A 24,826-nucleotide genomic window follows, 5' to 3' on the forward strand; every position below is an offset into this window, starting at 1 on the left:
GGGGGCGGGCCCGTTTCGCGAGTTCGCCCCTGAGGTTGCCCCTCCTCGCCTGCCTCCCCTCACTCCTTCAACACGTCAGCACGGATACGCGTCCTGCAACGCGCGCAGAATCGCGAGCCCGATTGGAAAATCCTCGGAAATGCCCGGATGGTTCGCGAAGAACGCATCGAGCAACGGATAGACCGTCTGGTTGCCGATCGCGAGCGTTGGTGGCGGACAGAACAGCTGCGGCTGTTTCCTCGCGACCAGATCGCCGTTCGCCCAGCCGAACGCGTTGATCGTGCCGGTGATGTACGCCGCATAGATCGAGTTGTTGTCGGCGTGTGCCCAGCGCTTGTATTGCGCGGCCGTCATTTCGGCGCTCGCGTTCAGAGTGAAGCACGCCGCCAGCAAAGCCAGCGCGAATTTCGTTAACCGCATCGTTGAACCTTCAATGTCGCTAGATGGCCGCCATTGTAGGCGACGCGGGGTGCACCGCGCAGAAGCCGTCGAGCGCGGGAATTCACAAGCAGAGCGTCAGCATTGAAGGCGGATTCTGTAAGCATCGACAGATTGCAGAAGCGCGCGAATCAACGATTACGGCGTGCCGTTTCGGCAATGCTTGCGATAGCCGTCGCGCTCGGCCAGGCGCGCCATATAAGCGGCCAGCGCCGGCAAATCGTCGTGCTGCTGCGGCGTTTCGAGCCAGCGGTTCGCGGACAGCGCAATCGGAATATCGGCGAGCGAAAACGCGTCGCCCGCGATATACGCACCGGTGCGCGCGAGTTGCTGCTCGACGATCGCCATATGCTTCGACCAGTTCGCGCACGACGCGGCGATCTGGCGCGGGTCCTGATGTTCGGGCGAGTGCCGCACGAGCGCGAGAAACGCGTAGCTCCACGAGCGGTTCAATTCGCTCGCCTGCCAGTCGATCCATTGATCACAGCGCGCGCGCTCGACCGGATCGGCCGGATACAGCCCGTCACCGCGATAACGGTTCGCGAGGTAACGGATGATCGAGTTCGATTCCCACAACACGAAGTCGCCGTCGCGAATCACGGGGACCATCGCGTTCGGGTTCAGCGCGCGGAATTCGGCGGCCTCGGTCGAGCGAAAGCCCGAGCCCCAGTCTTCCTGTTCGAACGCAAGCCCAAGTTCCGCGCAGGTCCACAACACCTTGCGCACGTTGATCGAGGTGGTCTTGCCGAGTATCTGCAGCATAAGTAGTTGGGCACCGCGTGGATCGAACGGGTTGAAGGAATGAAACTCGGAAGCCAGCCAGTTTGCCTTGCGCGCGGCGCGCCGTCATCCGGTTTTCAGCGTCGCCTGTTCGCGGATCATGTCGTACAGCGCCTGCGCGGCCGGTGACAACTGCGCGGTCTTGCGCGCGACGAGCACCAGCGTGCGCGACACGGTGGGCTGCGTGAGCTCGACGGTGCGCACGCTCGGATACGCGCCGTTCTGCAGCGCGAGCGCGGGCACCACGGCCGCGCCGACGCGTTGCGCGACGAGTCCGACGGCGGTCGAACTGCGCTGCACCTCGTAGAACGAACGCAGCGCGAGCTCGCTCGATTCCAGCGCGACGTCGAGCAGCGCGCGATTACCGCTGACCTCGCCGGCGAAAATCAGCGGGAACGGCTGCAACTGCCGCCATGCGATGCGCCGCCGCTTCGCGAGCGGATGGTCCTCGTGGCAGATCAGCACGTAGCGGTCTTCGGTGAGCGGCACGGTGGCGAGATCGGGATGATGCTCGCGCGCGATGTTGATGCCGAACTCGACCTCTCTGCGCAACACGGCCTCCTCCACCGCCGACGACGCGTGATCGAGAATCTTGATGCGATTGTGCGGATAGCGCGCCGAATACGCCTGCAGGATGCGCGGCAGATACTGCACGCCGACGGTCGGCACGCACGCGATCGACACGTCGCCACGTCGCGCGATGCCCGTTTCGCGGATCTCGACGAGCGCGTCCGCCAGCTCGCCGAGCAGCCGACGCGCCTGCGGCAGAAAATTGCGACCGATTTCGGTGAGCGCCATCGAACGCGTGGTGCGCTCGATCAGCGTGACGCCGAGATAGCTTTCGAGCTTGCGCAGCCGCTGCGTGATCGCGGTTTGCGTGACGTGCAGCGAATCCGCCGCGCTCTGGAAGCTGCCGCGATCGGCAATCGCGACGAAAGCCTGCACGCCGAGCGTGTCGATTTTCATTAGAAAAATGAAGTAATCGGGATCATAAATTCATTTTACTCCGGGCTGTCAGCGGCCGAGAATGGCCGCAACGAACCCCGCGAAGGAGCAAAAGATGACCGACAAAACCACCAACGAGCATAGCGATTGGCACGCGAAGCAGTACATGCTGTTCGAGAACGAGCGCACGCGGCCGGTCCGCGATCTGCTCGCGGCGGTACCGTTGAACGGCGCGCGGCTCGCGGTCGACATCGGCTGCGGCCCGGGCAACTCGACCGAGGTGCTGGCCGAGCGGGTGCCGGGCGCGTCGGTGAGCGGCATCGACAGCTCCGCCGACATGATCGCGGCGGCCCGTCGGCGGCTGCCGCAATGTCGCTTCGACATCAGCGACGTTTCGACGTGGGACGCGCACGGCCCCTACGACGTGATCCTCGCGAACGCGGTGCTGCAATGGGTGCCGGACCATCAGCGGCTGTTCACCGCGCTGGTGGCCAAACTTGCCAGGGGCGGCAGCCTCGCCGTGCAGATGCCCGACAATCTCGACGAACCGGCGCACCGGCTGCTGCGCGAAATCGCCATCGACGGGCCTTGGGCGACGAAGCTGAACGGTATCGAGCGCACCATGCGCTACGACGCAAACTGGTACTACGCGCTGCTCAAGCCGCTGTGTGCGCGCGTCGACGTGTGGCGCACGGTCTATCACCACCCGCTCGCGGGCGCCGACGCGGTGGTCGAATGGTTCAAGGGCAGCGCGCTGCGGCCGTTTCTCGCCGCGCTCGACGACGCCGAACGCGGCGCGTTTGTGCAACGCTATCGCGACGAAATCGTCAGAGCCTACCCGGCGCTCGCCGATGGCACGGTGCTGCTGCCGTTTCCGCGGTTTTTCATCGTCGCGACGACGCGCGGCGAACGTTGAAGCCGCGCCGGGAACCGCTGCGAGCCGGTAAATGCCGGCACTTCGGCTGCGGCGGGTCGTCCCGCGGCGATCAGATCGCCGGCGCACCACGCTGACGCACCGCCCGAAAACCGCACCTGTGGCGGCGCCGCACGCTAAGGGTGGTCAGGAATTGCCGCCCGGGAATTCCGCATGCTAATGTTTGTAAAAAGCGTGTGTAAAAAGCGGAGGACGGCGCCCGCCGGCCTCACCGGGAAGCCATTTACTGCAGCGAGCGTCGCCATGAGTGATGTACGCCAACATCTGAGTCCCCGTGACCGCCTGGAGCTGTTGTGCTGGCTCACATGCGGAAGCCTCGGCGCTTATTATCTGAACGAAGACTGGCCCGACGCGGCGTTTCACGTGCAGTCCGCGCACAAGTGGCTCGACCGCCGCGCGCGCGAAGCCGACTGGCTGTGCGTCGCGAAGCTGTCGGCCACCGCGGTCGAAATCGCGCGGCGCCACGCGCGCTTCGTCGATGCCGACTGGGCGCGCGACGCGGTTGAAGAAATTCTCGATACCGACGAACTCGACCCGCAAGCCCGGCTCGTCCGGCAGGTTCTGGCCGACTGCCAGAACGCGCTGGCCGACAAGCGGATCGCCGATTAGTCGCGGGCTCGTTTTTCTTCCTTTTTTACAGCGGATTGGGGGCCAATTTTTTGGCCCCTTTTTGCGTTGTTCCGCGCTTCCGTGCATGATGTGCCGCTCGCAGTCGGTAAAAAATGCGGCACCCGCCGTCGCGTACGGCCTACCGGCAGGCGGCCAATCCGCGTGCCGGCTCGGTTCGTGCAATCACCACGGACGCCCGCCCTTCATTCTTCGACCATCGTCTTCAGCTTCAGCAGCGCCTGATCCCACTGCCGCGAAATCGCGTCGAGCGCGCGGCGCGCCGCGTCGAGATGCGCGGGCTCGAACGCCCACAGGCGCTCGCGTCCGACCTTCACGTCGTGCACGAGGCCCGCGTCGGCCAGCACCTGCAGATGCTGCGTGACCGACTGCCGCGTGATGTCGGTGCCGGCCGTCAGCTGCGCGATCGACATCGCACTGCCCGCGCACAACGCCGCGACAAGCCGCAGACGCGTCTCGTCACCGAGCGCCGCGAACACCGCCGCCGAACTGCGCAGTGTCGCCGCCTTGAGGCCCGTCCTCGCGGGAGCCGCCCTAGCTCGCGCCGACATATCGCTCGACGTTGACCATCTGCTGCTCCCAGCCGCCGTCGTTCAGCCGGAACGCTTGCGCGCGGCGCCCGACCGGCAACTGGTCGAAGCCCGATTCGACGACGCGCAGCAGCGTGCCCGACTCGACGTCGCTCAGATCGAATTCCACGAGCGTGGTCGGCTCAGGCGTGTAGTCGATCGTGATGTCGATCGCGGCCGGATGCCAGCGCCACGACAGATGATGCTCGGGCTCGACACGCTCGACCAGCACGTTCATCAGCAGATGCTCATAGCCTGGATAGGTGATGTGCCCCTGCGTGGATTGCCCCGCGACGAACTGCTTGCCGGTGAGATTCACGCCGAACCATTTGCCGAATTCCTCGGCGTTGGACAGCGCACGCCAGACGCGCGAGCGCGGCGCCTTCAACAGAACCTGCTTTTCGATGCGATCGGTCGATGAGTTCATATGCAGCCTCCTGACTGCATATTAGAAGCACCGCCTCCGATATGCAAGCATTCGACTGCGCTTTGTTCAGAGCGTGATGCGTGCGGCGCCGGCACGACCGGACGCCGCGCGCCGCGCCTTACTCCGTCGCATGCGCGTGCATGACGCCGGTTTGCATCGACCACGCCATCCACGGCCGGCGCAGCGCGACGATCGCAAGGAACGCGCAAGCCGACAGTGTGCCGAACGTCGCGAAGCCCATTTGATAGCTGCCGGTGCTCTCCTTCGCGATGCCCATCACGACCGGCAGATAGAAGCCGCCGATGCCGCCCGCCGCGCCGATGATGCCGGACATCAGCCCGGTGCGGCCGGCCCAGCGATGCGGCACGAGCTGAAACGTCGCGCCATTGCCGAGTCCGAACGCGACATACAGGCACAGCAGCAACGCAATGCCGCCCGCGAGCGACGGCATCGCCGCCGCGAACAGGAAATCGCAAACCGCGATGATCGCCAGCAGCACGGTCAGCGCGCGCACGCCCGACACGCGGTCGGCAATCAGGCCGCCGAGCGGGCGCACCATCGCGCCGGTCGCGGCGAGCAGCGCCATGAACAGGCCCGCGTCGATTTTCGACAGTTGATACAGGTTGGTCAGCAGCAGCGACACATACGAGGACATACCGACGAAACCGCCAAACGTGATGCTATAGACGAGCATGATGACCCACGTATCGCGCTCGGCGAGCACCGAGCGGTAGCGTTGCGGCAGCACCGCGATCGCCAGCAGCGCACCGATCACCGGCAGCAGCAGCACGCCGGTCTTGCCCGCGCCGAATAGCCCCGCTTCGACGAGCAGCACGAGCGCGATCAGGCCGACCAGCGTCGTCGCGAAACTGCCGAAGGCGCGCAGCACGCTGCCGGTTTTGACGCCCGCGTCGTTGGCCCAGAAGTACAGCGTGATCGCGGCGATCGCGAGCAGCGGCAAGGCGCCGCCCGCGGCGAGCTGCCAACCGTAGCGCGTCGCCAGTTGCGGGAACAGGAAGCCGTCGAGCACCGCGCCGATGTTGCCGGCCGCGGCCAGCCCCAAGACGAGGCCCTGCACTTTCGGCGGATAGTTACTGCCGGCCATCGGCAGCGCGACCGCGAAGCTGGCGCCGCCGACGCCAAGGAACACGCCGAGCACCAGCAGCATTTCGTACGACGGCACCGATTGCAGCAACGGCAGCACGATCGTCGGCACCGCCGACAGCAGCACGCCCATCAACGCAATGCGTTTGCCGTGCGCGGACTGATACAGATTGCCGAGCGTCACGCGCAGAATCGCCGCGGACAACACCGGCACCGCGACGAGCAGCCCCTGCTGCGCGGGCGTCATCGCGATGCTCTTGCTGATGAACGGCGCGAGCGGCCCATACAGCACCCAGACGGTGAAGCCCGTGTCGAAATACAGAAAGCAGGCGACGAGTGCGCGCCAATCACCGCTTCGCAGGGAGTGCATTACGTTTTTCATCAGAGATCCTCAGTAAATAAAATGCCTGGTAGTCCAGTTGCTGCGTTACTTGTGTTTTGCGCCGGCACGTCGCCCGGAGTTTTCACCGGGATCGACATGCAAGCGTCATGCCATCGTGCTGTCTGTTACGAGGCCTTTTTAAAGGCATCTTCTGAAACGCATCGGCGGCTCAATACACGTCGCGTGCATAACGCTTTTCGCGCGTCAGACGGCTCACGTATTCGAGTGCTTTCTCTTCGCTCATGCCACCGTGAGTCGTGATGACGTCCTTCAGCGCCGCATCGACATCGCGCGCCATCCGGTTCGCGTCGCCGCATACATAGAAATGCGCACCGTCTTCGAGCCATGCCCACAGTTGCGCACCGTGTTCGCGCATGCGGTCCTGCACATAGATCTTGTCGGCCTGGTCACGCGAGAACGCGACATCGAGCCGGGTCAGCAGACCGCTCGCGCGCATCGCTTCGAGTTCGTCGCGATAGTAGAAGTCGGTCGCGGCATGCTGTTCGCCGAAGAACAACCAGTTGCGTCCGCGCTCGCCGCGTGCCTGCCGTTCGTGCAGAAAGCCGCGAAACGGTGCGATGCCGGTGCCCGGCCCGACCATGATCATCGGCGTGTCCGATTGATGAGGAGGACGAAAGTGCGCGGACTTCTGCACGAACACGGGCACATCGGTGTCGCTTGCGCGATCCGCGAGAAACGTCGACGACACGCCCTTGCGGTGCCGCCGCCCGTTGCTGTAACGCACCGCCGATACCGTCAGATGCACTTCGCCCGGATGCGCCTTCGGGCTCGATGCGATCGAATACAGACGCGGCTGCAGGCGTTTCAGCATGCCGGTCAGCTCGGCGGCTGAGAGGCTCACCGGAAACTCGTGCAATACGTCGGCGAGCTGCTGTCCCCATAGCCATTGCTTCAGATCCGCCTTGCGTTCGGGCGCGAGCAGATCGCCCAGCGCGCCATTGCCGCTGCGCGCCGCGACGAACGCGAGCGCCTCGGCGCTCGGCCGCGCGATCTCGTAGTGCTTGCCGAGCGCATCGGCGAGCCGCATGTCGCCGATACCCGCGACGTGCACCGATGCCTCCGCGTGCAAACCGCTCAGCGTGATCAGTTCGTCGACGAGTTCGGGGCAGTTGCTCGGCCACACGCCGAGCGCATCGCCCGCTTCGTATTCGAGGTTCGTCCCGCCCGTTTGCAGCGACACGTAGCGCGTATCCTTCGCGGCGCCCTGCCGGTTCAGGCGCAGATTGCCGACGACGCGCGACGCGGCCGGCCGCGCCTTGGTCGGCACCGCGCCCACCACCGCGTTGATCATGCCGCCCGGCGGCACCGCGTACAGCGCGGCATCCGCCTGCTTGATGCAGACGATCACGCGTTCGAGCCATGCATCGGCGCCCTGCTGATATTCAGTATCGCAATCGACGCGCTCGCTCAGACGCAGCGCACCCTGCGCGGCGAGCCGCTCGTCCAGACGGCGGCCGTGACCGCAGAACTGATCGTAGTTGCGATCGCCGAGCGCGAGCACCGCGAAACGCACGCCGTCGAGGCGCGGCGCCGAGGCGGCGTTCAGTTGCGTCCAGAAGTCCTGCGCGTTGTCGGGCGCATCGCCGTCGCCGAACGTGCTGGTCATCAGCAGCACGTATTGCGCCTTCGCGAGCGTCGCGAACGAATAGTCGGCCATGCACGCGGTGCGGATTTCGAAGCCCGATTCCATCAGACGCGTCGCGTAACGCTCGGTCAGCGATTCGGTGTTGCCGGTTTGCGAGGCCCACAACAGCGTGACCTTCGGCCGCACGCGCACGATGCGCACGCCCGATTCGCGTGGCTCTTCCTGCGCGAGATTCGGCCGCAAGGCAGCGGTCGACGTCTGGGCTGTCGTCGCGCTGCGGCTATACAGTCCCGCAAGCAGACCATCGACATAGAGCCGCTTCACCGCATCGAACGGTGCGCTGTGCGGCAGCACCGGCACGTTGACGAGACCTTGCGCTTCGGCCGAACGCAGGCCACTGACGAAACCCGCCAGATACGCGCGCTCCGCGTCGCTGAGCGACGGCACGGGCGCGGGCTCGGGCGGCAGTTGCAGCAAAGTGGTGAGGGCTTCGATACGAGGCATGGGTTGATCCTTGGCGCTGGGCGCTAAAACCGCTGCGTCGGCGGGGGTAGAGAGCGCATCGTCGTCATTGCGAGTGCTCGCGTCGCGATCCGCCGTCACCGGACTCAGCGCGACCGCGCAGACTTTCAGTTCGGGCTGCAGAGAAACCGGATCGACCGCGTCGTTGGTCACCGCATTGATGCACAGTTCGTCGCCGAACACGTCGTTCCAGTGCATCGGCGCGAAGCACTGACCCGCGCTCACACGATCGGTGACGACGGCGGGCAGGACCGCGCGGCCGCGCCGCGAACGGATCTCGACCGCGTCCTTCGCGCGAATCCCGAGTTCGGCCGCGTCGTCCGGATGAATTTCGACGAAGGGTCCGGGGTTCAGCTTGTTCAGCATCGCGACCTTGCCGGTCTTGGTCATCGTGTGCCACTGATGCTGCAGACGGCCCGTGTTCAACACGATCGGAAACTCGCGATCGGGCAACTCGGCCGCGGGCTGATACGCACGCGCGAAAAACTTCGCCCTGCCGCTCGCGGTCGGAAAAGCAATGCGCGGGTGGCCGCCATCTTCCGACTCCCTGAGTGTCTGGCTCACGCCGTCATTCAGATAGCGAAGCGGATTGCGCTCGGACGAATCGGCCGACGCGATCGGCCACTGCAGTGGCGCGTCCTTCAAGCGGCGATGGCTCGCGCCGCGCAGGTCGTAGCCGGTCGCCGGATTCGCCGCGCGCGTGAGTTCGGCGAACACTTCGTCGGCGCTCGCATAACTGAACGCATCGGCAAAGCCCATTTCACACGCGATGCGCGCGATGATCTGCCAGTCGGGCAGCGCCGCGCCGGGCGGTTCGATGGCCTGCTGCATCAGCGTCAGATTGCGCTCCGAGTTGACCATCACGCCTTCGGCTTCGGCCCACAACGCGCCGGGCAGCAACACGTCGGCGTAGCGGTTTGTTTCGGTATCGAGGAACGCGTCCTGCGCGATCACGAGTTCGGCCGCGCGCAAACCGGCGATCGCGGTCTGCCGGTTCGCGACGGTCGCGACCGGATTCGTGCAGATGATCCAGCACGCCTTGATGTCGCCCGCGGCCATGCGCGCGAACATGTCGATCGTGCCGTGGCCCGCGTCCGCTTTGAGCGTGCCCGGTGCGATGCCCCACAGTGCTTCGACGAACGCGCGATCTGCGGCGACCAGCGCCGAACGCTGCCCCGGCAGACCATGGCCCAGATAGCCCATTTCGCGGCCGCCCATCGCGTTCGGTTGGCCCGTCAGCGAGAACGGTCCACTGCCGCGCCGGCAGATGCGGCCCGTCGCCAGATGCAGATTGCACAGCGCGTTGGTGTGCCACGTGCCGTGCGTGCTCTGGTTCAGGCCCATCGTCCAGCAACTCATCCAGTCTTTGGCCGACGCGATCATCTGCGCGGCGCGACGGATGTCGTCGGCGGCGAGGCCCGTGATGCGGGCGACGTTCTCCGGCGTGTACCCGGCCAGAAACGCGGGCATCGCGTCCCAGCCTTCGGTGTGTTCGCCGATAAAAGCCGCATCCGTTGCGCCGTTTTCGTGCAGCAGATGCAGCAGACCGTTCAGCAGCGCGAGGTCGGTGCCGGGTTTGATCTGCAGGAACAGATCGGCTTTCCCGGCGGTCGTGTTGCGGCGCGGATCGACGACGATCAGCTTCGCGCCCGCCTTCACGCGATCCATCATGCGCAGGAACAGGATCGGGTGGCAGTCGGCCATATTCGCGCCGCTGACGAAAAACAGATCCGCGTGATCGAAGTCTTCGTACGAGCCGGGCGGACCGTCCGCGCCGAGCGACAGCTTGTAGCCGCTCGCCGCGCTCGCCATGCACAGGCGCGAATTCGCTTCGATATTGTTCGTGCCGATAAAGCCCTTCGCGAGCTTGTTGACCAGATACTGCGCTTCGAGCGACATCTGCCCCGACACGTAAAACGACAGCGCATCGGGACCATGCTCGTCGAGCACGCGCCGCAGACGCGCGGCGGTATCGCTCAGCGCCTGCGCCATCGGCAGCGGCACCGGGTCTTCGTCGCGCGCACGACGCACGAACGCGCCTTCGAGACGACCCGACTTGCGCAGCGCGACGTGGGCCGACTGCCCTTTGGTGCAGAGCCGGCCCAGGTTGGCCGGATGCTCCTTGTCGCCAGCGATCTTCACGACCTGGCCGTCCTCGACGTGCAGCACCATGCCGCAGCCGACGCCGCAATACGGACACACGCTCTTTACGCTGGTAGCAGACATGCGCGAATGATCGGGTTGAAACATCAGAACGATGGACAAAGGCCGCTACCTCAAACCGCGACCCACACCTGGCCGTTTTCGACGCGCGTGGCAAATGCGCTGACCGAATACGACGGCGTTTCGAGGCATTCGCCGGTGCGCAGATCGAAGTGATGCTTGTAGATCGGCGACGCGACGACGATGCGCTCGCCGAGGCTGCCGACGAGTCCGCGCGACAGCACCGCCGCGTGCGAACCCGGATCGAAGTTTTCGATCGCGTAGACCGTGGGCTCGGCCGGCGACTCGACTTGGCCGCCATCGACGTGAAACACGGCCACCTGTTCGCCATTGACGAGCGCGCAAACGCCGGTGTTCGGCACGATGTCGTCGAGTGCGCAGATCGCGGTCCAGGCGCGGGGCAAGCGTTCGTTCTTCATCACTGGGCTCCTTTTGAGTTAAGCGGGAATCGGATGAGGTCAAACCGTCTCGACGACAACGGGAATCTCGATGCGCTGCACCTGCCGCTCAGCGGGCGTTGCCGGCCGGATCTGTCCGCGCTCCTCGACGAACGCGACGTTGCTATCGGACTCGCCGCTGTTGACGAAATGGCGGAAGCGCTTGCGCGTTTCGGGATCGGTGACGGCCTTTTTCCATTCGCACTCGTACGTGTCGACCACATGCTGCATCTCCACTTCGAGCTCGTTGGCGACGCCAAGGCGGTCGTCGACGATCACGTCGATCAGGTAGTCGAGCCCGCCTTCGAGGTTGTCGCGCCACACGCTGGTGCGTTGCAGTCGGTCGGCGGTGCGCACGTAGAACATCAGGAAGCGGTCGATATAGCGCACGAGCGTCGCCTTATCGAGGTCCGAGGCGAGCAGTTCCGCGTGACGCGGCTTCATGCCGCCGTTGCCGCACACGTAGAGATTCCAGCCCTTCTCGGTCGCGATCACGCCGACGTCCTTGCCCTGCGCTTCCGCGCATTCGCGGGTGCAGCCCGACACGCCGAACTTGATCTTGTGCGGCGTGCGCAGGCCCTTGTAGCGATTCTCGAGTTCGACCGCGAGACCGACCGAATCGCCGACGCCATAGCGGCACCACGTCGAGCCGACGCACGACTTCACCGTACGCAGCGATTTGCCGTACGCGTGACCCGATTCGAAGCCGGCCGCGATCAGCTCTTCCCAGATCGACGGCAATTGCTCGACGCGCGCGCCGAACAGATCGACACGCTGGCCGCCGGTGATCTTCGTGTAGAGGCCATATTTCTTCGCGACCTGCGCGACCGCGATCAGGCCGTCGGGCGTCACTTCGCCGCCCGGCATGCGCGGCACGACCGAATAGGTGCCGTCGCGCTGGATGTTCGCGAGGTAGTAGTCGTTGGTGTCCTGCAGCGACGCGTGCTCCTTCCTCAGCACGAATTCGTTCCAGCACGACGCGAGAATGCTCGCGACCGCCGGCTTGCAGATGTCGCAACCGAGCCCGCGGCCATGCTTGGCGAGCAGCGCGCCGAAACTGCGCACTCCCTCGACGCGCACGAGGTGATACAGCTCCTGGCGCGAATACGGGAAGTGCTCGCAGACGTGGTTGTTCACCGCGAGGCCCTGCTTCTTCATCTCGGCCTTCATCACCTGCGTGACGAGCGGCACGCAGCCGCCGCACGAGGTGCCCGCGCCGGTCGCGCTCTTCAACGCGCCGATGTCCGTCGCGCCCGCGCACACGGCTGCGCACAGCTCGCCCTTCGACACGTTGTTGCACGAGCAGATCTGCGCGGCCGCGGGCAACGCCTCGACGCCGAGCGCCGGCTTCGCGCTGCCGTCCGCTTGCGGCAGGATCAGGAATTCGGGGGACGCTGGCAGCTCGATGCGGTTCAGCATCATCTGCAGCAGCGTGCCGTATTCGCTCGCGTCGCCGACCATCACGCCGCCGAGCAGATGCTTGCCGCAATCGGACACGACGAGCTTCTTGTAGATCTGCTTGCGTTCGTCGCTGAACTGGTAGGTGCGGCTGCCCGGCGTATTGCCGTGCGCGTCGCCGATGCTGGCGACGTCGACGCCCATCAGCTTGAGCTTCGTGCTCATGTCGGCGCCGGCGAATTCGGCCGGGTCGCCGAGCAACTGCTTCGCGACCACGCGCGCCATCTCGTAGCCGGGCGCGACGAGCCCGAACAGCTGGCCGTGCCACAGCGCGCATTCGCCGATCGCATAGATGTGCGGATCGCTGGTGCGGCACGCGTCGTCGATGGCGATGCCGCCGCGCGCGCCGAGTTCGAGGCCGCATGCGCGAGCGAGATCGTCGCGCGGACGGATGCCGGCGGAGAACACGATCATGTCGGTGTCGAGATGGCTGCCGTCGGCGAACTGCATGCGGTGCGTGCCCGCTTCGCCATCGACGATCGCCGTCGTGTTCTTCTGCGTGTGCACTGTGACGCCAAGCTCTTCGATCCGGCCGCGCAATACGCGGCCGCCGCCGTCGTCGACCTGCACCGCCATCAGGCGCGGCGCGAATTCGACCACGTGCGTTTGCAGACCCATGTCGCGCAGCGCCTTCGCGCATTCGAGACCGAGCAGGCCCCCGCCCACGACCGTGCCCGCTTTCGAGCGGGCGCCGCATTCGCGCATCGCTTCGAGATCGTCGATCGTTCGATAGACGAAGCAGTCGCCGCGCTCGCGGCCCGGCACCGGCGGCACGAACGGATAGGAGCCGGTCGCGAACACGAGGCGGTCGTACGGCAGCGTTTCGCCGGTCGCGACCGTCACCGTGCGCGCGTCGCGATCGACCGCGACCGCCCGCGCGTTCAGCTTCAGTTGCACGCCGTGGCGCTCGAAGAAGCCCGGCTCGACGAGCGACAGGTCATCGGCGGTCTTGCCCGAGAAGAACTCGGACAGATGCACGCGATCGTAGGCCGGTCGCGATTCTTCGCCCAGCACCGTGATGTCGAGATCGTGCGCGGCCCGTTGCGCCAGGCATTCGACCAGTTTGTGGCCGACCATCCCGTGGCCGATAACGATGATTTTCATGAGCGCGCTGTCCTCTGGTGTCTGGCGAAAGCGATTGCGGAAATAAAAACGGCGTCCCGCGAATCCAGCCGAGGGGCCGAATTCGGGGGACGCCGTTGTCCTGTTGGGTGCTGCGGGGCGCGTGCAGTTGTGCTGCAAGCGCGACGAACCCACGTTGGTCCGATGGCAACGCTTATCGCAAGGGCTGTGCCAATTTCGATAAATGCGCCCGAAAGCGCGGTGTGGCGGGGATTTGCGGCAACTCGCGCGGCTTCGGACCGGAGCCCGCGCGCGACGCGTTTTGAGGCGGCCAGGCACAGGGATGGTGCGACGCAGCACTGTCGACGTGCGAAACGAAGGCGCACGGGCGTGCGATCGCCGTCATGTTTTCCGCGTGAATCGCAATGTGTGGCAACGGCTTGCGCGCCTTGATCGGATCGATGGCGTGGTCCTTGCATTACTCTTGCGCAACGTCATCGCGGCAACGTCGTCGCGACGCGCAGACTCAACCGTCGACAGGCAATGCAACGGACAACGGCGTCCCCTCGTGATCTTCACGGGCGGGCGCCGTTTTCGTTTCGGGCCGACGGAAACCAACGGCATAAGGACACCGACATGAACACCAACACCGGCAAGGTCACGCTGCTGAGCGCCGGCCCGGGCGAGCTCGACTTGCTGACGCTGAAGGCCGTCAAGGCGCTCGCGGCCGCCGACGTCGTGCTGCTCGACGACCTCGCGAATCCCGACATCGTGACCCTCGCGCCGCAGGCGCGCGTGATTCGCGTCGGCAAACGCGGCGGCTGCCGCTCGACGCCGCAGGCGTTCATCGAGCGGCTGATGCGGCGTTATGCGCTGAAGGGTCTGCACGTGGTGCGGGTCAAAGGCGGCGAAGCGCTGCTGTTTGGTCGCGCGGGCGAGGAACTCGCGGTGCTGCGCGATGCGGGCCTCGCGGTCGAGATCGTCAACGGCATCTCGTCGGGCTTCGCGGCCGCCGCGGGTCTCGGCATGTCGCTCACGCATCGGCGGCATTGCCACGGCGTGAGCTTCGTCACGGCGCACACCGAAGATCACGGCGAGCCGGACTGGGGCGCCCTTGCCGCGACGCGCACGACGCTCGCGATCTATATGGGCATGCGGCGCATCGACGGCATCGCCGCTGCGTTGCTCGCGCACCTGCCGGCCGAAACGCCGGCCGCGGTCGTGCAGTGGGCCGGCGGCGGCGGCGAGCGGCGCCTGTTGACGCGGCTCGATCGGCTCGCCGCCGATGCGCTCGGCGCCGGCTTCGGCAGTCCGGCGGTGATTCTGGTGGGCAATGCGGTTGGCGAGAGCGCCGAAGCGCCTTGCTGGGAACGCGAAGCTCGCGGCAATCGAGATGGGCAAACACTACCCGCGTCGGCCATGGCGCGGGCAGCCTGATCGGCGCTCGAAGCGGGCCTCGCCCGCCTTTCATCCCATCAATCGCCGAACCCGAGCTCCGCGTCGACCTGCTGCCCGACGCGCAGCCAGGCCCCCGCCCCGCTCGCGACCAGCGCGTTGTTGCCGAACGTGACCGCGCCGTCGAAGCGTTCGCTGACTCGGTAACCGAGCATCGTGTCGGTCGGTTCGTTCGGCCAGTCGGGATCGGGCGCGCCGCGCGCCTGATCGATGGTCGGCATCGGACAGCGCGAGCACAGCTTGACGAGCCGTAACTCGACGCGCGCGCTCGACTCCGCATTCGCGCCGACGGCGAGTGTCTCGACATAGTCCTCTTCATAGGCATCGAGGCCGCTGAGCACGATATTGGGCCTGAAGCGATCGATTCCGATCGACGGTGCGCCTTTGCCGTTCAGGCGCGCGTTCAGATCGTCGAGCGAGGCCTGGCCGACCACCAGCAGCGGAAAGCCATCGGCAAAAAAGGTCGTGGCGCCCCCCGTGCTGTCCGTATAGTCCGGATCGACGACGCGTTCCCGCTCGGGATCGAAGCGCAGCAAGCGCGCGGGCAGACCGAGGAACTCCGTGAACCAGGCCGCCGTTTCTGCGCCGGTGTCGAGCCCGTAGGCCGCGTCGCGCCACACCGCGGTAGCGACCCTGGGTGCCGCGGCGAGCCGCGCGGCATCGAGCGGCGTGCGCAGCTCACGCATGCCCGGCGCGCTGACGATCAGATCCTCTGCGCCGGGTTCGACCTTGATCAGCGCCATGCGCGGATACGCGCGCTGCGTGAACATCGCGCCTTCGGGATCGACGATCATCCAGTTGCGGTCGTATTCGAGGCCCGTCGCCAACAGCCGCGCCTCGGTGAGCGCGATGCCCGCGCAGGATTTGATCGGATAGACGAACAGTTCGTTGATGGTAGGCATGGTTGCACGCGGGTCGGGAGCGCAGTTCCGGCGAAAATCGGGGACTGAAAGTAGATCCGTATAGTACCGAAATTAGCGTTGACGGGGACGTGCGAGCCGGACCCTCTCATCGGGCTTTTTTTAAGCTTGTTTTAAAAGTGGCGACCTAGAGTCGAATCACAGCAGCATGGAGAACGCATCGGACAGACGCGTTACTCCGACTCAACCGACTCAACTGCTCGTGTCGGGGGGCATGTGATGCGACGCGACAACCTCAAGTACTTCCTGATCGTGGAATGTCTGACCGTGGCGGTGTCCGCGGGCTGCATGGCGCAATCCCCTCCGAACAACGTAAGCTCCGGCGCGAATGTGCCGGCTGCCAGGCTTCCAGGCCACGACACGGCGCCCGCGATAGTGACGGACTTCTCGCGCCTCGTCAGCGAAGAAGGCAAAGCAGTCGTCAATATCAGCGTGACAGCCGCTCAACCCGTCGCCACCTTCACTCCCCTCTGGCCGCCGGCCGGCAGCGAAGACGATCCTTTTACCCGGCAGTTCCAGCAGTTCGCCTACGCCCCTCCTGGCGCGCCAGGCCTGGCATCGCAACGCAGCGGCTCTGGATTCATCATCGCCGCCGATGGTTACATTCTCACCGACTCCAGCCTGATAACCAAAGCAACCCGAATCAGCGTGACGCTAAAGGACGGTCGCAAGTTCAAGGCCACGGTGGTCGGCGACGACCCAGCGAGCGGTATCGCGCTGCTCAAGATTCCCGCCACCAAACTGCCGACAGTCAAAATTGGCTCACCGTCCGCGAACAAGGCCGGTCAGTGGGTCGTCTCGATCGGCTCCCCTTATGGACTGAACGACACGGTGACGGCAGGCATCATCAGCAACATGTCGCGGCCTTTGCCAGGCGAGTCGTATGTACCGCTTATCCAGACTGACGTGACCGAAAATGCGGGCGATGCAGGCAGCCCGGTGTTCAGTCTGAACGGCAACGTCATTGGGATCGAAATGCCTATCACGAAAGAGATCGGCGACGTTGAAGGAGCCGCGTTCGTGCTGCCGATCGATGAAGCGATGAAAGTTGCCCGACAGTTGCAACTGCACCACGAGGCGGAACACGGACGCCTCGGCATCACGATTCAGGATGTCAGTTGGCCGCTTGCGCAATCTTTCGGTCTGAACAGGCCGCAAGGGGCGCTCGTCAGCTCGGTCGACCCGCGAGGACCGGCTGCCAGGTCCGGTCTCAGACCAGGCGACGTCATCATGAAGGTCAATGGCGTTGATATTCCAGATTCGACCCAGTTGCCCGTCACAGTAGCCGATCTCAAACCGGGCACGTCCGTCCATCTCGCGTACTGGCGCGATAACGCCACGCACGATACGACAGTCGCGCTTGGCAGTCTGAATGCCACTCCTGCCGAGATCCCGGCCATTGCGCAGGTCGCAGCTCCCGATGGGTTGACCGTGCGCGGTTTGACCGCACAGGAGCGACACGACGCAGGTGTCGAAGGTGGTGTCCTGGTCGAAAAAAGCACGGGGGCCGGCGCGCTCGCCGGCATCGAACCGGGAGACATCATCCTGATGGTCGACAGCACTCATGTAGCAAGTCCCGCCCAGTTCCGGCGGAAAGCGGCGAACAGCGGTAACGCGGTCGCGCTATTGGTCCAACGCGACGGACAGCGCATGTTCGTCACCATCGACATGGGCTAGGGTCTGTTTATATATGTAAATAGACCCTGGCAGCGCAGTGGCGGCGCGTACCTCATCGCCACACCTTACGAGGAGCTCGAAATGAACCAGCACGCAATCGTCAAAGTTGGCTTGACGGCACTCGCACTGAGTGCAAGCGTCCAATACGCGTTCGCGGCAACTCAGCCTTTACCCGCGGTACAGCACGAGGGTGAGGTTACGTTCCTGAGCGGCGGGATCGGCCTTGGCCAATCCACCGCTATCAAGGAGGTCATGCCAAGGTATCCACTCACGCTCGAGTTTGCGGGCAAGGCGGCTAGCGGCAACGAATACCTTGCGAATATCCCGGTGACGCTATCCGACATGCACGGCAATACGATATTGCAGACCACCGCAAAGGGTCCTTTCCTGTTGGCGTCGCTGCCTCACGGCCGGTATAGCGTAAGCGCCACATATAACGGCAAGACGGAGCGCAGGGACGTGAATATCGCTCCGTCGTCGCATGTGCATGAAGTGTTCCTGTGGTCGATGTAGACCGGCGTTTCGCCTTTCTGGCCGCACGCGATCCGATTCGCCGGCTTTCCGGCGCATGACGACCGCGGTGGTGCATTCGTAACCGGTACTCGTGAAAAGTCGCGATGGGCAACCGAACCGACTCGGAGCTTGCCATGAAAAACGGTTCCAGCGAGCCTCTCGACGAAACCCGCCGCAGATGGCTCATCGCCACATCGGCCGTCGGCGCCATAGGAGGCGTGGCGGTCGTCGTTCCTTTTGTCGACTCGTTTGCGCCGCCAGCGAGTGCGAGGGCAGCCGGGGCGCCAGTCAGCGCCGACATCAGCAGACTCGAGCCTGGCAGCATGATGACCGTGGCGTGGCGCGGCAAGCCGATTTTCATCGTCAACAGAACCAACGAGATGCTGACGGCCGTGCTCAAGGCCAACCCGATGGTCGCCGACCCGCATACCGTGCATCCGTTCTCGATACCGCTACCGGCCTACTGCAACAACGAATACCGGTCGCGCCCGGATCATCGCAACATACTCGTTGTGATCGGCGTTTGCACCCATCTCGGCTGCACCCCGCTGCCCCGCTTCCAGCCCGGGCCGCAACCCAGTCTGCCCGACGATTGGCCCGGGGGCTTTCTGTGCCCTTGTCACGGCTCGACTTACGACCTGGCCGGTCGAGTGTTCAAAGACAAACCCGCGCCCCAGAATCTGGATGTGCCGCGTTACATGTTTGCGTCGTCGACGAGCGTCGTTATCGGACAGGATGAAAAAGGCGAGGAGGCATAGCCGCGGCATACGGTCGAGGACGCGGGAAGTTCCTGCTAGGGTCACGCAATACCAGGTAGCAAAGTGAAGCAAACATCACCGCACATCCGGGTCGGCATGCCCAACAAGCAGGATCTCGAAGCCATGTCGGCATTCCGTTACCAGTTACGCAGGTTCCTGCGGTATTCGGAAGAAATTACTCACGCGGAAGGAGTCACGCCTCTGCAATATCAGATGCTGCTTCACGTCAGGGGATTTCCCGACCGCTCCTGGGCCAGTATCGGCGAACTGGCTGAACGGTTGCAGGCAGCGCCCAACGGCACCGCGGCGCTCGTGTCCCGCTGCGAAGCCGCCGGGCTCGTCGAGCGTCACCCCGACGCTTCCGACCGGCGACTCGTGCAGGTCCACCTGACGGAAAAAGGCGAGCGGTGCCTGTTGAAGCTCGCGATGCTGCATAAGCGGGAAATCGAGTCATTCGGTTGGGCGCTGGGGCAGTTCCAGGTTCAACAGATACCCCTTTTCGGCGGGACTGCTGGATCGTCCGATTGATATTGACGCCGCGGCCCTGCAATGCGGGTCGGCCATCGGCGCTCACATCCGCGAGATTCTTGGTTTGCCGGGCCTTCAGCGTATGGATAGCAGGAACCTGCCACAAGGCGTCCCCGCACAGTGGAGAGAACGGGCGATCATCATCGTGCCGGCACGGGGAAAGCCTTTAAGCCTGCTTTAATCGCCACTGCATAGATTGAAAGCGTACCAGGCCTGTCGTGCCTTCAACGAGCCAACGATCGATCCGCCACTGCCGACGCGGAGCAAGGTCGATCGCTGCACAGCCCCACTGATCGAAGCTGACAGACAGTTGACTGGCACTCTACCGGTTCTCTCGCACAAGGAGGACACACCATGCGTACGCTGCCTGCACTATGCGCTGGAATATGTTTGGGCTTCGCCCACCTTGCCATCGCGCACCCGACCTCAGACGTCGCCCTGAAAACTGGCTGCAAGGATTTCTCCGCGATCGCCATTCATCAACGCGCCCCGATCGCTGACTGGGTCGCACCGCCGAGCCGTCATCGTGTGGTCCGGACTGACAGCGCGATCATAGTCAATGCTGCTGCCCCGGTTGGCCTCATTGTCGGCGAGTGCGGGAAACCGACCTGATCCAGGTCGAACGCAGATCGAACGTTTCTTCGGGCGTATCAGCCAGTTTCGGCCGCCTTCCACTGGTTTCGACTGGTTCGGGGGCGGCTAAGCGGTGTTCGCGTCGCCCATGCGCGGGTCTGGCTCACTCGTGAAAGCGTGAACTGGGCCTCGTTCGCTTGGCCGCTGTCATCCAACGATGAACCGAAGCCGTCGCCCCCGCTACGGCTCGCGGCGCGACCATTGTCTGGCCGCATTGAAGGCTTCGAAAACCAGCTCATCTGCTGGTCTACCTCGTTATTTCTGAACCAGGCCGCGCTTGTGGACCGCCCGGCGCGTGGCGTTGCGGCGGCACTGTCGAGCGCACGGGCAGAGCTGCCTGGCGAGGCCGCCGTTTCGCGCTGCCTCGCGCGGAAGTAAAATCGTCGGATCAGGCGCGCGCCGGAGAGCCGCAAGAAGCTTGCAACGGAGCCCCGAGGATCTTCTGAAGCGCCGCATCGCCGGTTACCGAAAGAAGCTGTAGACGCCACCTTCCCATCACCGAGACAGGAAATTCATTATGCTGAGCAAACCCGTGTTGACCGTCGCCGAGACGACCCGCATTGTCGATGCCGCCCGCGCGGAGGCCGAGAAGAACAAATGGCCTGTCGCGATCGTCGTCGCGGACGACGGCGGCCATCCGCTCGCGGTGCTGCGTCTCGACGGCGCGGCGCCCTCCACCTCGTATATCGCGACCGAAAAAGCGCGCACCGCGGCGCTCGGCCGGCGCGAAACCAAGGTCTATGAAGACATGATCAACAACGGCCGCACCGCGTTCCTCAGCGCACCGCTGCAGGGCACGCTCGAAGGCGGGGTGCCGGTGATCGTCGACGGCCACGTGGTCGGCGCGGTCGGCGTGTCGGGCGTCAAGTCGGAGCAGGATGCGCAGATCGCGAAAGCCGGCATTCAGGCGCTCGGCGTGTAAAGCGCCGAGCGCCAAAGCAATCCCGAGACACAACGCGGACCGATGCCCCCTCGTCGGTCCCATAACAGATGGAGCAGTCGATGACTCAGATGAACCCGCGCGGCGGACTGCAGGTCGCCGCCAACCTCGACCAGTTCGTCGAATCCGAAGCCCTGCCCGGCACCGGTATCGACAGCGCCGCTTTCTGGTCGGGATTCGACGCCCTCGTGCACGAGCTGGCGCCCAAAAATCGGGCGTTGCTCGCCGAGCGCGACCGCCTGCAAAGCGAACTCGACAACTGGCATCGGGCCAATCCCGGCCCGGTGCGGGATCTGCGCGCGTATCGTGCGTTTCTCGAAGGCATCGGCTACATCGTGCCCGTGCCCACCAGCGTCCAGGCCACGACCGACCACGTGGACAGCGAAATCTCCGGACAGGCCGGCCCGCAGCTCGTCGTGCCGCTGTCGAACCAGCGCTACGCGCTGAACGCCGCAAACGCGCGCTGGGGCAGCCTGTACGACGCGCTGTACGGCACCGACGCGATCCCCGAAACGGACGGCGCGGAAAAGCAGAAGGGCTTCAACCCGGTGCGCGGCGCAGCCGTGATCGCGTACGCGCGCAAGTTCCTCGATCAGGCCGCGCCGCTCGCGAACGGCTCGCACGCGGACGCAACGCGCTATAGCGTCGAGAACGGCCAACTGGTCGTCGCGCTGAAGAGCGGCACCACGGCGCTGAAGACACCCGCGCAGTTGGTCGGCTATCAGGGCGACGCGAGCACGCCGTCGGCGGTGCTGCTCAAGCACAACGGCCTGCACGTCGAGATCCAGATCGATGCGAACGATTCGATCGGCAAGACCGATGCCGCCCATGTGAAGGACATCGTCGTCGAAGCGGCCGTCACCACGATCATCGATTGCGAAGACTCGGTCGCAGCCGTCGACGCCGACGACAAGGTGCAGCTCTATCGCAACTGGCTCGGCCTGATGAACGGCGACCTGACCGAACAGGTCACGAAGAACGGCAAGACCTTCACGCGCCGGCTCAATGCCGATCGCGAATACATCGGCGCAGACGGCAAGTCGCAGGTCAAGCTGCATGGCCGCTCGCTGCTGTTCATCCGCAACGTCGGCCATCTGATGACGAACCCGGCCGTGTTGACAAAAGATGGCCACGAGATTCCGGAAGGCATTCTCGACGCGGTGATCACCACGCTGTGCGCGCTGCGCGACCGCCAGAACAAGCTGAACTCGCGCACCGGCTCGATCTATATCGTGAAGCCGAAGATGCACGGACCGGCCGAAGTCGCGTTCGCGAGCGAACTGTTCGCGCGCGTCGAAGACCTGCTGAAGCTGCCGCGCAACACGATCAAGATGGGCATCATGGACGAGGAGCGCCGCACCAGCGTGAATCTGCTCGCCTGTATCGCCGAAGCGTCGGCGCGCGTCGCGTTCATCAACACGGGCTTCCTCGATCGCACCGGCGACGAGATGCACTCGGCGATGGAAGCGGGCCCGATGATGCGCAAGGGCGACATGAAGTCGAGCAAGTGGATCACGTCGTACGAGCGCAGCAACGTGCTGGTCGGTTTGAGCGCGGGCCTGCGCGGCCGCTCGCAGATCGGCAAGGGCATGTGGGCGATGCCCGACCTGATGCACGCGATGCTGGAGCAGAAGATCGGCCATCCGAAGGCCGGCGCGAACACCGCGTGGGTGCCCTCGCCGACCGCGGCGACGCTGCACGCGCTGCACTATCACCAGGTCGACGTGCAGGCGGTCCAGCAGGAACTCGAACGCACCGACTATGCGACGGTGCGCGACGAACTGCTCGACGGCCTGCTGACGATTCCGGTCGTCGAAAAGGCGCAATGGAGCGACGACGAAATCCGCGCCGAAGTCGACAACAACGCGCAGGGCATTCTCGGCTATGTGGTGCGCTGGATCGACCAGGGCGTCGGCTGCTCGAAAGTGCCGGACATTCACAACGTCGGCCTGATGGAAGACCGCGCGACGCTGCGTATTTCGAGCCAGCACATCGCCAACTGGCTGTATCACGGTGTGATCAAGCGCGAGCTCGTCGAGGAGACGTTCAAGCGCATGGCCAAGGTGGTGGACGCGCAAAACGCCGGTGATCCGCTCTACCAGCCGATGGCGCCCGGCTTCGACACGATCGCGTTCAAGGCCGCGCAGGCGCTCGTCTTCGAGGGGCGCCAGCAGCCGAGCGGATATACCGAGCCGTTGCTGCACAAGTTCCGGCTCGAGGTGAAGAAGCAGGGTTGAGGCCGTCCGGCCGAAACGACGACGGGCGCCGTGCAATGCGGCGCCCGTTTTTCCTTCCAGGTCGTGTCACTTCACGCGGCTTCTGCCGTCAATTGCGCCGCCTCGCCACCTGACGCTTCGTTCTTCATAAAGGCTTGCAGATACGCCTCGAATTCAGCCTTCACCTCGGGATGGCGCAGTGCGAATTCGACGGTCGCCTTCAGATAGCCGAGCTTGCTGCCGCAATCGAAGCGCGTGCCGAAGTAGCGATACGCTAGCACCTGCTCCTCGGTCAGCAACGACTGCACCGCGTCGGTCAGTTGCAGCTCGCCGCCCGCGCCCGGCTTCAGCGCGCGGATATGTTTGAAGATCGTCGGCATCAGCACGTAGCGGCCCACCACGCCGAGATTCGACGGCGCCTCATCCGGCGCTGGCTTCTCGACGATGCCCGACAGCTTGATCACGTTGTCTTCCCACTCGCGGCCGTCGACGACGCCGTACGAGCGGCTGTCCTCGCGCGCGATCGTTTCGACGCCGATCACCGAGCTGTGATAGTGGTTGAAGGTATCGACGAGCTGACTCATCACGGGCTTCGCGCTATGCAGCAGGTCGTCGGCGAGAATCACCGCGAACGGGCTGTCGCCCACCAGTTTTTCGGCGCACAGCACCGCATGGCCGAGACCGAGCGCTTCGGCCTGGCGCACGTAAAAGCAGTCGACGTTGGCCGGCTTGATGCTACGCACGAGGTCGAGCAGCTTCTGCTTGTTGCGCGCTTCGAGTTCGGACTCGATCTCATAGGATTTATCGAAGTGATCTTCGATCGCGCGCTTGCTGCGGCCCGTCACGAAGATCATCTCGGTGATGCCGGCGTCGATCGCTTCTTCGACCGCGTACTGGATCAGCGGCTTGTCGACGATCGGCAGCATTTCCTTCGGACTTGCTTTGGTAGCCGGCAGGAATCGTGTCCCGAGGCCCGCTACGGGAAACACGGCTTTGGTGACTTTCAGCATGGTAGGCATTCCCACATCGGTTAGAAATTGGTGTGTTCGCGGACCTGGCGGCCAATCAACGCCGGCGCAAGACTAGCAGAAAAACTGCGAGGTTCACGCAAGCGTTTTTCTCCGATTTAATTCGGATAATTCACGCATTAATCGCAATTGGATATTGTGACAAATTGAGGAAATTATTACGTATCCATTGCCAGTTGGTGATCGAGCAAATCCGAAAGTCTTACCTTTCGGACGACCCCTGCCACGGGTCGCCTGGCGACCCGATGACCGGCTTCGGCAGCACGTCATTCCTGTTCGTCGACCGGTGGCAGCTTGCCTGGGTTCATCCGGTAACGACGGATCGGCTCGTTGCGCAAGGCATCGCGGTAGGCGGAGGCGGCCACCAGGATCAGCAGGACGGCCACGCCGGCCAGTAAATGCAGGTTCATGACTTCACCTCGGGGTCAGAAAATCCTTGCTTTAAATTAGCACGACAAAAGCGATAAATAATTCGATACGCCATACGTCGACGCGCAATTACAATTCGTCACAAAATCGATATCGGATTCAATGCGAAATGGAATTTTTTAATCATTTTTCAGGATTGCGGTGCTCTAGGATGGATGCGTCGCGGGTGCGCAAGACGCCCGCTCGAAGGCCTGTTCCGCGCAATTTTTTCTTTT

Annotated in this window: 22 protein-coding genes; 10 read left to right on the forward strand and 12 right to left on the reverse strand. The window is 64.3% G+C overall.

Annotated elements, in window-relative coordinates; translation table 11 throughout:
* Positions 1 to 75: 75 nt before the first annotated feature.
* The 3 genes from HDG34_RS32900 to HDG34_RS32910 all read right to left on the reverse strand — a co-directional run bounded on the left by HDG34_RS32900 (position 76) and on the right by HDG34_RS32910 (position 2,184).
* The gene (locus HDG34_RS32900) at positions 76 to 420 is read right to left on the reverse strand and encodes a hypothetical protein (RefSeq protein WP_184066542.1); all 345 of its coding nucleotides are present in this window, start codon (positions 418 to 420) and stop codon (positions 76 to 78) included.
* Positions 421 to 576: 156 nt separating this feature from the next.
* The gene (locus tag HDG34_RS32905; RefSeq protein ID WP_184066545.1) at positions 577 to 1,200 is read right to left on the reverse strand and encodes a glutathione S-transferase family protein; all 624 of its coding nucleotides are present in this window, start codon (positions 1,198 to 1,200) and stop codon (positions 577 to 579) included.
* Positions 1,201 to 1,284: 84 nt separating this feature from the next.
* Positions 1,285 to 2,184 (reverse strand): LysR family transcriptional regulator, encoded by a 900-nt coding sequence (locus HDG34_RS32910; protein WP_090804878.1) that lies wholly within the window; start codon positions 2,182 to 2,184, stop codon positions 1,285 to 1,287.
* Between the two features lie 94 nt (positions 2,185 to 2,278).
* Here HDG34_RS32910 and tam point away from each other — a divergent pair, with 94 nt between their 5' ends.
* Both tam and HDG34_RS32920 read left to right on the forward strand, forming a co-directional pair.
* Positions 2,279 to 3,079, forward strand: coding sequence for a trans-aconitate 2-methyltransferase (gene tam / locus HDG34_RS32915; protein WP_184066549.1), 801 nt, complete (start codon positions 2,279 to 2,281; stop codon positions 3,077 to 3,079).
* A gap of 261 nt (positions 3,080 to 3,340) precedes the next feature.
* Positions 3,341 to 3,706, forward strand: a complete 366-nt coding sequence (locus HDG34_RS32920; protein WP_026225375.1) for a hypothetical protein — start codon at positions 3,341 to 3,343, stop codon at positions 3,704 to 3,706.
* A 203-nt stretch (positions 3,707 to 3,909) separates the two neighbouring features.
* Here HDG34_RS32920 and HDG34_RS32925 read toward each other — a convergent pair whose 3' ends face one another.
* The 6 genes from HDG34_RS32925 to nirB form a co-directional block, all read right to left on the reverse strand.
* Positions 3,910 to 4,275 carry a helix-turn-helix transcriptional regulator gene (locus tag HDG34_RS32925; protein WP_184066552.1) on the reverse strand — a complete coding sequence of 122 codons (366 nt, stop codon included), beginning with the start codon at positions 4,273 to 4,275 and terminating at the stop codon, positions 3,910 to 3,912.
* The gene (locus HDG34_RS32930) at positions 4,259 to 4,720 is read right to left on the reverse strand and encodes an SRPBCC family protein (RefSeq protein WP_184066555.1); all 462 of its coding nucleotides are present in this window, start codon (positions 4,718 to 4,720) and stop codon (positions 4,259 to 4,261) included. The genes HDG34_RS32925 and HDG34_RS32930 overlap by 17 nt, the downstream gene beginning before the upstream one ends.
* A gap of 118 nt (positions 4,721 to 4,838) precedes the next feature.
* A complete protein-coding gene (locus HDG34_RS32935; RefSeq protein WP_184066557.1) occupies positions 4,839 to 6,206 on the reverse strand; it encodes an MFS transporter in 1,368 nt (455 codons plus the stop codon).
* Positions 6,207 to 6,375: 169 nt separating this feature from the next.
* On the reverse strand, positions 6,376 to 10,560 hold the full coding sequence (locus tag HDG34_RS32940) for a bifunctional nitrate reductase/sulfite reductase flavoprotein subunit alpha (RefSeq protein ID WP_184066560.1): 4,185 nt from the start codon (positions 10,558 to 10,560) through the stop codon (positions 6,376 to 6,378).
* A gap of 50 nt (positions 10,561 to 10,610) precedes the next feature.
* A complete protein-coding gene (gene nirD / locus HDG34_RS32945; protein WP_184066563.1) occupies positions 10,611 to 10,976 on the reverse strand; it encodes a nitrite reductase small subunit NirD in 366 nt (121 codons plus the stop codon).
* A gap of 39 nt (positions 10,977 to 11,015) precedes the next feature.
* Complete coding sequence (nirB, locus tag HDG34_RS32950) at positions 11,016 to 13,556, reverse strand: nitrite reductase large subunit NirB (protein ID WP_184066566.1); 2,541 nt, start codon at positions 13,554 to 13,556, stop codon at positions 11,016 to 11,018.
* A gap of 594 nt (positions 13,557 to 14,150) precedes the next feature.
* On the opposite strand from nirB, the gene cobA reads away from it, so the two are divergent.
* A complete protein-coding gene (gene cobA, locus HDG34_RS32955; RefSeq protein WP_184066570.1) occupies positions 14,151 to 14,951 on the forward strand; it encodes a uroporphyrinogen-III C-methyltransferase in 801 nt (266 codons plus the stop codon).
* Between the two features lie 38 nt (positions 14,952 to 14,989).
* Here cobA and HDG34_RS32960 read toward each other — a convergent pair whose 3' ends face one another.
* Complete coding sequence (locus HDG34_RS32960) at positions 14,990 to 15,871, reverse strand: MOSC domain-containing protein (protein ID WP_184066573.1); 882 nt, start codon at positions 15,869 to 15,871, stop codon at positions 14,990 to 14,992.
* 237 nt (positions 15,872 to 16,108) lie between these two features.
* On the opposite strand from HDG34_RS32960, the gene HDG34_RS32965 reads away from it, so the two are divergent.
* The 7 genes from HDG34_RS32965 (at position 16,109) to HDG34_RS32995 (ending at position 23,175) form a co-directional block, all read left to right on the forward strand.
* Positions 16,109 to 17,566, forward strand: a complete 1,458-nt coding sequence (locus HDG34_RS32965) for a PDZ domain-containing protein (RefSeq protein ID WP_260321412.1) — start codon at positions 16,109 to 16,111, stop codon at positions 17,564 to 17,566.
* An 81-nt stretch (positions 17,567 to 17,647) separates the two neighbouring features.
* Entirely contained in the window at positions 17,648 to 18,079 is a 432-nt protein-coding gene (locus HDG34_RS32970) for a carboxypeptidase regulatory-like domain-containing protein (RefSeq protein WP_090804862.1), read from the forward strand.
* A gap of 134 nt (positions 18,080 to 18,213) precedes the next feature.
* Entirely contained in the window at positions 18,214 to 18,837 is a 624-nt protein-coding gene (gene petA / locus HDG34_RS32975) for a ubiquinol-cytochrome c reductase iron-sulfur subunit (protein WP_184066576.1), read from the forward strand.
* 96 nt (positions 18,838 to 18,933) lie between these two features.
* Positions 18,934 to 19,365, forward strand: a complete 432-nt coding sequence (locus HDG34_RS32980) for a MarR family winged helix-turn-helix transcriptional regulator (protein WP_184066708.1) — start codon at positions 18,934 to 18,936, stop codon at positions 19,363 to 19,365.
* A gap of 354 nt (positions 19,366 to 19,719) precedes the next feature.
* Positions 19,720 to 19,977, forward strand: coding sequence for a hypothetical protein (locus tag HDG34_RS32985; protein ID WP_184066578.1), 258 nt, complete (start codon positions 19,720 to 19,722; stop codon positions 19,975 to 19,977).
* A 538-nt stretch (positions 19,978 to 20,515) separates the two neighbouring features.
* Entirely contained in the window at positions 20,516 to 20,920 is a 405-nt protein-coding gene (locus tag HDG34_RS32990) for a heme-binding protein (protein ID WP_184003617.1), read from the forward strand.
* 80 nt (positions 20,921 to 21,000) lie between these two features.
* Positions 21,001 to 23,175, forward strand: a complete 2,175-nt coding sequence (locus HDG34_RS32995) for a malate synthase G (protein ID WP_184066581.1) — start codon at positions 21,001 to 21,003, stop codon at positions 23,173 to 23,175.
* Between the two features lie 71 nt (positions 23,176 to 23,246).
* Here the strand turns inward: HDG34_RS32995 and galU are convergent, their stop codons facing one another.
* Both galU and HDG34_RS33005 read right to left on the reverse strand, forming a co-directional pair.
* A complete protein-coding gene (gene galU / locus HDG34_RS33000; RefSeq protein WP_184066584.1) occupies positions 23,247 to 24,164 on the reverse strand; it encodes a UTP--glucose-1-phosphate uridylyltransferase GalU in 918 nt (305 codons plus the stop codon).
* A 284-nt stretch (positions 24,165 to 24,448) separates the two neighbouring features.
* Complete coding sequence (locus HDG34_RS33005; RefSeq protein ID WP_008921966.1) at positions 24,449 to 24,592, reverse strand: hypothetical protein; 144 nt, start codon at positions 24,590 to 24,592, stop codon at positions 24,449 to 24,451.
* Positions 24,593 to 24,826 lie beyond the last annotated feature (234 nt).

This window comes from Paraburkholderia sp. HC6.4b, assembly GCF_014200875.1.
Taxonomy (GTDB): domain Bacteria; phylum Pseudomonadota; class Gammaproteobacteria; order Burkholderiales; family Burkholderiaceae; genus Paraburkholderia; species Paraburkholderia tuberum.